Below are 12724 nucleotides of genomic sequence, written 5' to 3' on the forward strand. Positions count from 1 at the left end.
ACTCATTGCTAAAGTTTTTGACGTATTATTTTGCCGCTTCAACCGTTGTCGGTTCCACTTTACTAACAGCCGTATCAACTGTTGAGGACTCTGGTTTCTGGTCAGCTGTTTGTGGCGTGGTCGAACTGCCCTGTTCTTTGGCTAGAGAAGGCTCACCGGTTTTATCATCGCGACGATCAAATGTGAGCATTTTTCCCATCACGATTTTGAGCCATTCTGGATAGTTATAAGCCGTACCCTTGTTGTGATCAATAATGGCACCAATACCACCGCCAATCAATACATTACCCCACATGCCACCATTGGCGCGTGAGACCGCCACACCCTTGCCATCCGGCTGCTCTGGTTTAACACAATCCACATTGATATTGCCAGCCGACTTACGCACGGTAACGCTACCAGGTGTGGTTACCTTGAATTCACCACGTTCATTTTGCAAACGGCACTCAGCGCCCTTCACTTCTTCACCGGCACTGGAGTATGTCTCGACACGGATGGTTTGGGATGAATCACCCGTAATAGAGGCACAACCAGGCAAAATAGCTAAAGCACTTACCAACAAAAGGAATGACTTTTTCATGGGTCTCTTCGCAGTTTAATGTTTAAAAGGAAGAGGGATTGTCTTCGAGTGATATGTTAAATCAGAGGAATTAAGTCTCATAACATTGGAAAACAAAAAAGCCTTCTACAAGAGAAGGCTTTTTGATTGCGCCAAATCTATTGATCTAAACCAGCATCGAATTAAGGCGTTTGACAAAAGCTGCCGGATCTTCCAGTTGACCGCCTTCGGCAAGCAAGGCTTGATCAAACAATAGATGCGCCCAGTCATCAAAACGGCTGGTTTCATACCTGAGTTTTTGTACCAGCGCATGTTGCGGGTTGATTTCCAAAATTGGTTTAGATTCTGGGGCGGCTTGACCAGCGGCTTTGAGCATACGCGCCAGATTACCGCTCAGGTCACCATCATCAGCTACCAGGCACGCGGGCGAATCGGTCAGGCGGAATGTGACGCGCACTTCCTTGGCTTTGTCCTTGAGGGACTCACCAATCTTGCCGACCAGCTCTTTATATTCCTCCGTGGTTTTTTCGTGTTCCTGTTTCTCGGCTTCGTCCTCCAGCTGACCGAGATCCAAACCACCCTTGGCCACGCTCTGTAGTTCCTTGCCATCAAATTCGGTGAGGAAGGAGAGCATCCATTCATCAACACGATCCGTCAGCAATAACACTTCCACACCTTTTTTCTTGAAAATTTCAAGATGCGGACTGTTTTTGGCGGCCGTATAGGATTCAGCCGTGACGTAGTAAATCTTGTCCTGACCTTCTTTGGCGCGACTCAGATAATCAGCCAGTGATACGGACTGTTCTGTCGAATCCTGATGGGTTGAAGCAAAACGCAGCAATTTGGCAATGCGTTCTTTATTGGGTGCATCTTCGCCAATGCCTTCTTTTAAGACCTGACCAAACTCTTTCCAGAAGCTGGTGTACTTGTCTTTATCAACCTGCTCTTCACTATTGGCCAGTTCTTCGAGCATACCCAGTACGCGCTTGGTGCAACCTTCGCGGATGGCTTTGACATCGCGGCTTTCCTGCAAAATTTCACGCGAAACATTGAGTGGCAAGTCGGCCGAGTCCACCACGCCTTTGACAAAGCGCAGATAGATTGGCAATAACTGCTCGGCATCATCCATGATGAAAACGCGCTTCACATACAGTTTGAGACCACCACGCTTGTTGCGATCCCACAGATCAAATGGTGCACGCGATGGGATATAGAGCAGCTGGGTGTATTCGCTGCGGCCTTCAACTTTGTTATGTGTCCAGTTGAGTGGTTCGCTGTAGTCGTGCGAAACATGTTTATAGAACTCTTGATATTGCTCGTCAGTAATGTCGGACTTGCTGCGTGTCCAGATTGCGCTGGCCTGGTTGACGTTGTCCCACTCGTCCTTGGTGACCATATCTTTTTTCTCTTCATCCCACTCTTCCTTGAGCATTTGAATGGGCAGAGAAATATGATCGGAATACTTGGTGATAATGGATTTGATTTTCCAGCCTGAGAGCAGCTCGTCTTCGCCTTCACGCAAATGCAGGGTAATGCTGGTGCCGCGATCGGCCTTGTCGATGGCAGTGACGGTGAAATCACCTTCACCCGCGCTTTCCCAACGCACCGCGTCGCTGGCAGCCAAACCGGCTCGACGGGTATCCACAGTAATCTTGTCGGCCACAATAAAGCCGGAATAAAAGCCCACACCAAACTGGCCGATCAAGGCGGCATCTTTTTGCTGGTCACCCGACAGCTTGCCAAAAAACTCTTTGGTACCCGACTTGGCGATGGTGCCCAGATGACTAATGGCTTCTTCGCGACTCATACCAATGCCGTTATCGGCAATGGTGATGGTGCGGGCCGCTTTATCGAGTGTGACGCGAATTTTCAGCTCGCTGTCATCGCCATACAGGCTCGCATCATTGATGGCCTCAAAGCGCAGTTTGTCGGCGGCATCAGAAGCGTTGGAAATCAGCTCACGCAGAAAAATCTCTTTGTTGGAATACAGGGAATGAATCATCAGCTGCAAAAGCTGTTTGACTTCGGCCTGAAAGCCCATGGTTTCGGGTTTGAATGACTCAGCAGCGCCCATTGTTTCTCCTCTTCGAATCGGACTGGCAAAAAATATCAGCCGTGAAGATGGGGACGGCTACGCCAATTTCAAGAGCTAGCCCACCATTCAGACAAATATATACTCCTATATAGTATAAAAACAAGTCCAATAAAAACGCACTTAATAGGCTTATATTTAGATATTCTCCCTATGAGTATCCGATTTTTATGCCTTTTTCATGAAATTTCGCAGCACTTTTAACGCGGGCTGATGAAGCTAGCGTGCGCTGTTAAAATCGTCCTTTTAACCAAATTGCAAAGCGATTGCCATGTCCGTCTACACCCAACTCAAAAACCTCGGCATTGAACTGTCCACCCCTGCCACACCTGCTGCGGCGTATGTAATGTACGCCCAGACTGGCAACACCTTGTTTTTATCGGGCCACATCGCCAAAAAAGAGGGTCAGGTTTGGGTTGGCCAATTGGGCAATGGCCTGAGCACTGAAGAAGGCAAAGCTGCTGCACGCGCAGTCGCCATTGATTTACTTTCTACCCTGCAAGCTGCCACTGGTGACTTAAACAAAATCAAACGCATTGTCAAAGTGATGAGCCTGGTCAATTCAACCAGTAGTTTTACCGAACATCATCTGGTCACCAACGGTGCGTCCGAGCTGTTTGTGGAAGTATTTGGTGATAAAGGTCGCCATGCCCGTTCGGCTTTTGGTGTGGCGCAAATTCCTTTGGGTGCCTGTGTTGAAATTGAACTGATTGCCGAAGTCGAATAATTTAAATTTTCAAGATACGGGTTGTGCCGATGGATTTTTAGCTATATCGCATAACCCGCTGGATACCCAATAAAAATGGCTGGCGCGCTTCATCGCACCAGCCCTTTTTACTGAGACAAACCAACGTTAGAACTGATACGTAGCAGAAACCCCACTCATCCAGGCACGTCCCGGTGCCGGTTCAAAAAAACGACCATTACCATCATTGACAATCACCGAGCCAATGTACTGACGATCAAACAGATTGTCGATACGTGCAAAAGCATTGAGCTTCCATTGACTTAAATTCCAAACATAACCACCATGAATGCTGGTAATGGTGTAGGAGGCAGCCGCGTCGGTATTGGCATCGTTGACCATCACCTTGCCGCTATAACGCACTTCCACACCACCACGTAAACCTTCTGCTGGCATATAGGCTAAATCGGCATAAAACAGATTTTTGGCAATCCCAGGAATCTTGTTGCCATTGGCAATGGTTAGCGTTGGCGTCGCGCAAGGCGTACCTGCGCAAGTTTTAAAGCCCTCGCTATACACCGCGTCCAACCAGGTATAAGCCAGTTGCGCACGTACATCATTTTGCCATTTTTGTTGCCAGCTCAGCTCCAGACCTTGCCGCTTGGTCTTGCCCGCATTTTGAAACGTGGCACGACCACCACTATTGGTCTGCGTCACAATCTCGTTATCGGTATGGGTTTCAAACAATGCGGCAGTGACTTCACCCCAGGCATTATCACGAGCTTTCACACCCACTTCAGCATTCCGACTCCTGGCAGGTTGCAACGCAAAGTTAAGTCCCGTGCCGCCATTGGCCCGATAGGACAATTCGTTTAAGGTTGGCGTTTCAAAACCGCGACCGGCAGTCGCATACACATTCAACTTGGGTGTAATGGCATAACGCAAACCAGCCACTGGCAAAGTGGCACTGTAGTCTACACTGCCGCTGTCATTGCCGTTGGTACCCACAATATAGTGGTCAGTCGAATCAAACTTGATGGTGCTGTGACGCACACCCAGGTTCAGATTGAAGCGTGGCAAAAACTGCCAGTCAGCCTGCAGATACTGATCAAAACTATTGACCTGATTACCTTCGCTGCGGCGCAGATTACCTTGCACGCCCAGCGTGGTACCAATAAAGTTTTGATAACCACGACGGTCTTCATCCAGCACATCATAAGTTAAGCCACCAACGATGGTGATGGGCTGACCTGCCAATAAATCTTGATGCGACCAACGACCATCGACACCTTGATAGGTCCGTCCCAGCACAATCACACCACCTGGATGCAAAGGATTATTTTGCGTCGCGACCGGAATCGACTGATATTGCACCGTATTGCGCTGACCATAATAGGCACTTACACGCAGGTTATTGTCGGCATCAATCTGACGTTCATACACGACACCACCCTGAGTTTGCATCACGCTCTTGCGCGTGTTGAAACTGATTGCTGACGCATCCACACCGCGTGGATTGGCTTGAAACTGCGCGCGTGTCAAACCCAGCGGGTCTTGCGTATCAGGCAAGTTAAGGTGATTAAGCACCAAAGTCAAACTGCTGCGTTCATCTACCGAAGCACTCAACTTGAAGTTGGCCAGATTGCGCTCAGTCTTGCTATGGTCACGATAACCATCGGTCTTGAAATTGCTGACATTGCCTGAAAAACTCAGGTTGCCGCTAGTGCCATTAAATTTCACACCACGCTTGGACATGCCATCACTACCGACCGCAAAGCTTGGCGTGATGGTGGCTGGACTACGCCCTTCTTCGGTGGTCACTAACATCACGCCACCAGACGAGTTGCCATAGAGCGCAGAAAATGGCCCGCGTAAAATTTCAATCCGCTCTGCCGAACCTAAATCAATATGCGAGAGCTGACCTTGGCCATCCGGCAATGTCGCAGGGATACCATCAACATACAGACGCACGCCACGAATCCCGAATGTCGAGCGAGCACCAAAGCCGCGCACTGACACTTGCAAATCCTGCGCGTAATTCTGACGATCACGCACCTGTACACCAGGCACCGGCCCGAGACTTTCTGACAAATTGACTTGCAATTTGTCATCATGAATGCCTTGCGAATTAATCACATCAATTGATGCACCCGTATTAAAGCGCGATCCATTGACGCGTGTCGCCGTGACATTGACTTCGGGTGCGGTGACTTCCACAGCGTCTTTATTAATGGAAGAAGTTTGTGCCTGAGCGGCGAATGCCGTCAGCATAAGGCTGGCAAAGCCGGTGAGCTTGTAGTTTTTCATGTTCTTCAGGGTTGTAAAGGATTCATAGCAAGCCAATGAAGTCTCCACCTCATCAACCAACCAGGCTGCTATCTTAAAGCAGCCTACACCATACTCTACAATTTTTGAACGGGTAATTTGCCCTGAAACAAATATAAAACCAGGCTGTCAGCCAAAACACCCTGGTTTTTAAGAATCAAACCGCAACCAATGTCTAATCAGCTGCGTGGTAAGAATAGACTACCAATTATTTGATGCTCTTTTTGCCTTTGGACTCAGCAACTGCTTTAACCATTTCGACAGAATTCTGTTTAGCAGATTTTTCAACATCCACTTCTTTGGCAGTGCCAGCCTGGGCCATGCCAGCTGCACCTGTTGCAACCAATAAGGAAGCACTAACCCATTTCACAACCTTCATACCAACTCCGCATATTTAACATGGGACAACCCCATGCACACTCTAACGGTTAAGGTGGCAGATAGATGACAGAAAAGTCAGGTTTATTTACGAGCCCGTGGAAATAAGTCTCGCCTAGCGACGATTTGCTGATGGCACAACCGAACGCGGCCCAAAATCTGCCCCCGGACCGGAGTTGGGGCGCTGGACAAAATTACTGCCTGGGCCAGAGTTAGGCCTTGGCGCAAAATCCACACCCGGCCCCGCACCGGGTTGCAGCGGTGGCGTTTGAATAATACGGGGTGATATCACCCCGCCTGGCACCGGGTAATAATAGAACTGCGGATTAGGCACGATATAAATCGTGCGCGGTTCATCGCGACTATCAAAGTTTTGTGCCAATCCAGGCAACGTCAACAGCATCAACACACTTGCCATTAACCATGTTATCCATTTTTTCATGCCGTACTCCTGACTACTTAACAGCATTGAATGGCTTGAGTGACACCTATCCACACCATCACAACCAGCAAGTTATTCTGCAGGTGCTTCGGTTACTTCGAGTGAGTCGGACACATTTTCATTGCCCAGCTCATACCGCAAAATACGGCGACTGGCTTCAAGGTCATTCAAGGCCTTCTGTTCTTTATTGAGTGCGTCACGAATCTTTTTGTTCCGCACCTTGCTGTAATCCTGCTGATTGGGCAATGGTTGACTGGCGCTGGTATTACCTGAACGTTGCGCCATTGGCGGCAGTGTTGCGGCACTGAATGTATAAGGCAAACCACGGGGATCTGGCGGTGCGATCGGTACCATCACATAAGGACGCCCTACCCGGGCTGGACCATATGGCGTAGATGGCGTGACCGGTACCACAGCATAAGGTGCTGCCGCATTGGGATAAGCTTGCGGATAGCCTGAATAAGCAGGATAACCCGGGTAAGCAGGTGCAGGAGAATAATAACCTTGTGCCAAAGCCAACTCAGTCGTACACAGACTAATCAACAAAAAACAGGCGAGACGATTCATGGCGGAGAGCTTTCGTTTAACATCGTTCCACTATGCCACAAGACAATGGTAATTGCACAAGCCTAAAGCCCGGCTTGTGGCAGATATGGCCATTTTTACACGCAGTTTGATTAGCCATATAAAAAGTGGGCCGACTCACGCAAAGCAATCTGGTAACAAAGATCAAATTTTGTCTTTGCAACCTCTGATGCGACGAGTTTATATCTACAGCAATGAAGCGATGTTGATTCAGAAAAGCAAAACGGGTTAGTGCTTGTGACACTAACCCGTTGCAATTTGGTGCGGCTGGCAGGAATTGAACCCACGACCCCTTGGTTCGTAGCCAAGTACTCTATCCAACTGAGCTACAGCCGCGAAGAACGCTATTCTAGCATGCTCAAATTATGTTGTGAAGAACTTAGGTGATATTTATTTAAACCAGTTCTGTCTCACGTGGCATCGAAAAACCTGCTGGATTGGTCACCTGCCAACGCCAGGCATCGGCGCACATGACTTCCATATTGCGCTCGGCAATCCAGCCCAATAACTCAGCCGCCAGTTTTGGTTCTGCATAGCAAGTCGCAATATCACCGGGGCGACGCGCCACCACTTGGTAAGGAATTTTTTTACCAGAGGCTTTTTCAAACGCGGCCAGCAATTGCAGCACGCTGTAGCCATGGCCCGTACCCAGGTTCACGGTAAAGCTTTGGGCAATACTAAAAAGACGATTAAGCGCTGCCACATGACCCAGAGCCAGATCGACCACATGGATGTAATCACGCACACCCGTGCCATCGATGGTGTCGTAGTCATTGCCATAAATACTGAGTTTTTCGCGACGACCAATGGCCACTTGTGCCACATAAGGGGTCAGGTTATTGGGAATGCCGTTGGGATCTTCACCAATCAGGCCACTTTCATGCGCCCCAACCGGGTTGAAATAACGCAGAATGCCCGTCGACCAATGTGGATTGGCTTTGCCGTAATCATTGAGAATATGTTCAATCATCAACTTGGATTGACCATAAGGGTTGGTCGCTGACAATCGGCATTGCTCATGCAGTGGCACCATTTCTGGATCACCATACACGGTGGCAGATGAGCTGAACAGAAACACATTGACCTGAGCTTTTTCAAGCGCCTGCAGTAACACCAATGTGCCATTCACATTATTGTCGTAGTAGCGCATCGGCTGCTCGACCGACTCACCCACCGCTTTCAAGCCCGCAAAGTGAATACAGGCGTCTATCTTGAACTTGGCAAGCAACTGTTCCAGATCGCTTTTGCTGCGAATATCCCCTTTGATGAAGGGAAACGATCTACCCGCCAGTTTTTGCACACGTGTAATCGATTCTTCATAGCTATTGCAAAGATTGTCCAGACCGACGACTTCGTAGCCAGCCTTGAGCAATTCGAGACAGGTATGTGAGCCAATATAGCCTGACGCGCCGGTGACTAAAATACGTTTGCCAGTCGCTGCGGGAAATTTGAATGCCATGATCGGGGTTTCCATAGTACGAGTTGATCATTCAAGTGTACGGTTGAATGATGGCAAAACCGAATAACTCTTACGCTTTTTCACCCATTTTTAGCTATTTTCAGGCAAAAGCCACAGCACAATAGCGCACATTTGATCAAATATAGTCCATGGGATCAACCGCCCACTTTTCCGACGATTCGTGGCTGACCACCCGATCCGCACCGGTTTTAGCCAGATCAATCCGAATCACAGGTTCAATATGGCTCAGTTTGCGGGTATCGTAAAACGCCTTCACGGTGGGCATCAGCATATTGCTGGGATTTTGCTCGACCACGACGGCCAAGCGACCACTTTCCAGCATGACCATACTGCCAACCGGGTAGATACCCAGGCAGCGAATAAAAGCCTGCACCAGATTAGGGTCAAAATGAAAACGACTCCATTCCAGCATTTTGCGCAAGGCATCAGTGGGTTCCATGCCCTTGTGATAGCAACGATTGGAGCTGATCGCGTCATACACATCGACCACCGCTGAAATCTTGCCCATCATATCGATCTGATCTGCCTTTAAATTATGCGGATAACCGGTACCATCCATGCGCTCATGATGCTGAATGCAAATGGTCAGCGGCACTTCGCCCACGCCCGGCGTCTGCAGCAAAATCTGATGACCTTCTTCGGGGTGACGCCGCATGATGGCAAACTCTTCATCGGTATATTTACCCGGCTTGTTGAGGATTTCCAGCGGCGTATTCATCTTGCCAATATCGTGCAGCAAGCCACCAATCCCGCCCTGACGAATCTGTTCGTCGGGCAAACCTAATGAACGACAAAAACTGACCATCAGGGTACAAACACTGACGGAATGCAAAAAGGTGTAATCGTCCTTGTTTTTAATGCCACACAGCGCAATCAGGGCGCCCTGATTGCGCAGAATGGATTCGGTCATCTGCTCGACCAGCGGTTCGACCTTTTCAATCTGTACCTGCTTGCCGAGTCGCGCATCCTGCATGACATTACGCACGATGGTGTGAGCTTCCTTGTGAATCTTTTTGGCGTTGACCATTTCCTGCGCCAGCGTCAGCTTGATTTCCTTTTTGGGCTCTTCAGTGATGATACGAATCAGATCGGATTCGAGTTCTTTTTTGACTTCTTGTGCAGTGGGAGCATTGATGACGTCAAGACCGCGTGTCGGATCGATATAGAGTTCTTTGACGCCAGCCTGGATGATTTTATTGATCTGCTCTTCACCCTTCACCGAAAAACGGTTGAAGGCAAAGGGATGGGACATCCAGTCGCAATTCAGATCATGGACAAACATGCCCGGTTTGAGCTGTTCAACAGTAATACGTTTGATATCGGCCATAGTGGATAAAAATCGAGAACATGCCAGGATGGGCTACCTTTCTCATTACGGCTTATTTTGATCGAACTGTAAATTTTCATTAAATTGAATAGCGGGACAAAATCACACCATACAGACATTTAAGGTCAATTAATAACATCACCCTAACTTTGCCCCTATGCGTGCCGCCCGCACAAATTTGAAAGTGCCCGAAGCCGTGGCCAACAACTCACCGCCTTGGTCATGGACACTGGCTTCACAGAAACTCAGGCTGGTGGCCCGATGCACGACCCGACCAATGGCCAGTAAACGCTCGGCGCGCGCCGGTTGAATAAAACTGGTTTTCATTTCGATGGTAATGCCCGCCGAGTCTTGTGGCTGCTCGGCAGCCATTTGCGAGCGTCCCGCCAGACTCATCGCCGTATCCAGCAGGGTCATGACCACGCCGCCATGCCCGGCACCCCAGCTATTTTGCAACTCGGGTGTTAAGGTCAACGCGAGTTGGCAAGTGCCGGACTGAACATCCAGGACTTCCACACCCAGGGTTTGCAAAAATGGAATGGCAACTAGCCAGTCTTGCACGCTAAACCTCGTAATCCATGCACTGGCGGTTTTCGCGCACCGCGCCAATAAAGGGCTTGATGGCGACATGCTGGGGATGCTGCTGATAGGCGTCAAGCGCAGCGGCATCAACAAACTCAGAATACAGAATGATGTCGTAAGTGCACTCCAGTGCAGGCTGGGCAGTAGCCACTTCAAAACGCACAATACCTGGCACCACATCGGCACATTGCAACAGCAAATCCTGCATTTTTTGCAGGTTATGGACCTTGTTGGCCCCTTCGGCAAATTCCTTGAGCTGCCACATCACAACATGCTTGATCAAAATATACTCCTATAGTGTATAAAAAATAGCCCAATATGTAAGCACTTAAGGAGGTTATTTTAATCCATACTCCTGGAAAATCATCATTTAGACCGCCGTTTTGGCAAGCAACACCGATTCATATTGTTTGCGCAATGCCATCTTGAGCAGTTTGCCAGTGGCGGTGTGCGGCAGGGAGTCGACAAAAATCACGGCATCGGGCAACCACCAGCGGGCAATCTTGCCCTCGTAAAAGGCCAGCAACTCGGCTTCGGTCACGACTACACCTGGTTTTTTGACGACCAGCAACACCGGCCGCTCATTCCATTTTTCATGGCTGCAGCCAATCACAGCCGCCTCTTGCACGGCCGGATGACCCATCGCCAGATTTTCCAGCGTGATTGAGCTGATCCACTCGCCACCTGATTTGATCACATCTTTGCTGCGATCGGTAATGCGCATATAACCATCGGCATCAATGGTGGCCACATCGCCGGTGGCAAACCAGAGTCGGCCGGCCTGATCACGCTGAAAGGCACTTTGGTCATCCAGACCAAAATAGCCCGAGGCCACCCAATGTCCGCGCACCAGCAGATTGCCATAGCTGGTGCCATCCCAGATCACATCCAGACCATCGTCGTTGACGATTTTCATGTCGATACCATAAATACCATGACCCTGGCTTTCCAGCTGGCGCTGCTGGACTTCGGCACTCAGCGAAAGATGCTTGAATTGGAGTTTGCATAAAGTACCCAAGGGTGACATTTCGGTCATGCCCCAGGCATGAATCACTTCGACCCCCAAGTCTTGCAAGGCAGCAATCATCGACGGCGGACAGGCAGCACCACCCACCACGGTGCGACGAAAACTGCGAAAGGAGAGACCGTTTTCCTGCACATGCTTGAGCAGACCCAGCCAGATGGTAGGGACACCGGCCGAAAAACTCACCTGCTCAGCCTCCATCAATTCAAACAAGGATTTGCCATCCAGCACCGGACCCGGCATCACCAGCTTGCAGCCAGTCAGCACACCGCCGTACGGAATGCCCCAGGCATTGACGTGAAACATCGGCACCACCGGCATCACGCACTCGCTGGCCGACAAACTCATGGCATCGGGCAAGGACATCGCATACGCATGCAATACGGTGGAGCGATGGCTGTACAGCACACCCTTGGGATTGCCGGTAGTGCCCGAGGTATAGCACAGCGAAGACGCCGTATTTTCATCGAATTCGGGCCACACATACGCTGGATTGCCCGAGTCAATCAGCACTTCATAACAGAGCAATGGCCCCACTTTGGCAGCTTGCGGCATGTGCGCAATATCCGTCATCAGCACCCAACCCTTGACCTTGGGACAACGCGCCGCAATTGACTCCACCAAGGGTAAAAAAGTCAGATCAAAAAATACATAGTGATCTTCGGCATGATGGATGATGAACGCTATCTGATCGGCAAACAGGCGCGGGTTGATGGTGTGACAGATCGCGCCCATGCCTGACACGCCGTAATACAGTTCCATATGCCGATAGCCATTCCAGGCGAGCGTGCCAATCCGGTCACCCTGCTGCACACCGAGCTGCGTCAGTGCATCGGCCAGCCGTTTGCTGCGTTCATGGCATTGCGCATAAGTGGTTCGATGAATATCCCCTTCGCAGCGGCGCGAGACAATCTCGTTATCACCATAATGGCGGGCGGCCTGCTCCAGCAACGTTGAAATCAGCAGGGGCATCTGCATCATCTGCCCCATCAATGGCGAGCGGACAGTAGGCGGGGTGCTGCGGGCGAGTGTGCTATTCATATTGTCTCCATCGATCTATACTGATCTTGTTATGCCGGACGATTAAAAAATCGCGCAGTTATTCATTTTGACCATGTCTCCAGCGCTGTCAATCCAGACAGTTACCAAGCTGCCAGGTTCATTCTGATACGCAAAACCCCACCGCTTGGATGCATTTGACGCATCATTTGGCGCATAACAGGAACTTATCTTGCTGCCAGCCTA

12 protein-coding genes and 1 tRNA gene are annotated in these 12724 nt (G+C 49.8%); 1 reads left to right on the top strand and 12 read right to left on the bottom strand.

Annotated features, from left to right (window positions below; all coding sequences use genetic code 11):
* Positions 1-25 precede the first annotated feature (25 nt).
* A complete protein-coding gene (locus ACMYR3_RS11840) occupies positions 26-580 on the bottom strand; it encodes a hypothetical protein (RefSeq protein ID WP_424192151.1) in 555 nt (184 codons plus the stop codon).
* A 145-nt stretch (positions 581-725) separates the two neighbouring features.
* Positions 726-2633 (bottom strand): molecular chaperone HtpG, encoded by a 1908-nt coding sequence (gene htpG / locus ACMYR3_RS11845; protein WP_424192152.1) that lies wholly within the window; start codon positions 2631-2633, stop codon positions 726-728.
* A 289-nt stretch (positions 2634-2922) separates the two neighbouring features.
* On the opposite strand from htpG, the gene ACMYR3_RS11850 reads away from it, so the two are divergent.
* Positions 2923-3378, top strand: coding sequence for a RidA family protein (locus ACMYR3_RS11850; RefSeq protein WP_424192153.1), 456 nt, complete (start codon positions 2923-2925; stop codon positions 3376-3378).
* 126 nt (positions 3379-3504) lie between these two features.
* Here the strand turns inward: ACMYR3_RS11850 and ACMYR3_RS11855 are convergent, their stop codons facing one another.
* The 10 genes from ACMYR3_RS11855 to ACMYR3_RS11900 all read right to left on the bottom strand — a co-directional run bounded on the left by ACMYR3_RS11855 (position 3505) and on the right by ACMYR3_RS11900 (position 12520).
* A complete protein-coding gene (locus tag ACMYR3_RS11855; protein WP_424192154.1) occupies positions 3505-5643 on the bottom strand; it encodes a TonB-dependent receptor family protein in 2139 nt (712 codons plus the stop codon).
* Positions 5644-5869: 226 nt separating this feature from the next.
* On the bottom strand, positions 5870-6040 hold the full coding sequence (locus ACMYR3_RS11860; RefSeq protein ID WP_424192155.1) for a hypothetical protein: 171 nt from the start codon (positions 6038-6040) through the stop codon (positions 5870-5872).
* A gap of 114 nt (positions 6041-6154) precedes the next feature.
* Positions 6155-6481 (bottom strand): hypothetical protein, encoded by a 327-nt coding sequence (locus tag ACMYR3_RS11865; RefSeq protein ID WP_424192156.1) that lies wholly within the window; start codon positions 6479-6481, stop codon positions 6155-6157.
* Positions 6482-6553: 72 nt separating this feature from the next.
* Positions 6554-7048: a hypothetical protein gene (locus tag ACMYR3_RS11870; protein ID WP_424192157.1), complete on the bottom strand. Its 495-nt coding sequence runs from the start codon at positions 7046-7048 to the stop codon at positions 6554-6556.
* Positions 7049-7325: 277 nt separating this feature from the next.
* Positions 7326-7402, bottom strand: a tRNA-Arg gene (locus ACMYR3_RS11875).
* A 58-nt stretch (positions 7403-7460) separates the two neighbouring features.
* On the bottom strand, positions 7461-8525 hold the full coding sequence (gene galE / locus ACMYR3_RS11880) for a UDP-glucose 4-epimerase GalE (RefSeq protein WP_424192158.1): 1065 nt from the start codon (positions 8523-8525) through the stop codon (positions 7461-7463).
* Between the two features lie 136 nt (positions 8526-8661).
* Positions 8662-9873: an HD-GYP domain-containing protein gene (locus ACMYR3_RS11885; protein ID WP_424192159.1), complete on the bottom strand. Its 1212-nt coding sequence runs from the start codon at positions 9871-9873 to the stop codon at positions 8662-8664.
* A 138-nt stretch (positions 9874-10011) separates the two neighbouring features.
* The gene (locus ACMYR3_RS11890) at positions 10012-10434 is read right to left on the bottom strand and encodes a PaaI family thioesterase (RefSeq protein ID WP_424192160.1); all 423 of its coding nucleotides are present in this window, start codon (positions 10432-10434) and stop codon (positions 10012-10014) included.
* Between the two features lies 1 nt (position 10435).
* Positions 10436-10738 carry a Dabb family protein gene (locus ACMYR3_RS11895; RefSeq protein WP_424192161.1) on the bottom strand — a complete coding sequence of 101 codons (303 nt, stop codon included), beginning with the start codon at positions 10736-10738 and terminating at the stop codon, positions 10436-10438.
* 87 nt (positions 10739-10825) lie between these two features.
* Positions 10826-12520, bottom strand: a complete 1695-nt coding sequence (locus ACMYR3_RS11900) for a 3-(methylthio)propionyl-CoA ligase (RefSeq protein ID WP_424192162.1) — start codon at positions 12518-12520, stop codon at positions 10826-10828.
* Positions 12521-12724: the final 204 nt, after the last annotated feature.

This window comes from Ampullimonas aquatilis, from assembly GCF_049675895.1.
GTDB lineage: Bacteria > Pseudomonadota > Gammaproteobacteria > Burkholderiales > Burkholderiaceae_D > Ampullimonas > Ampullimonas aquatilis.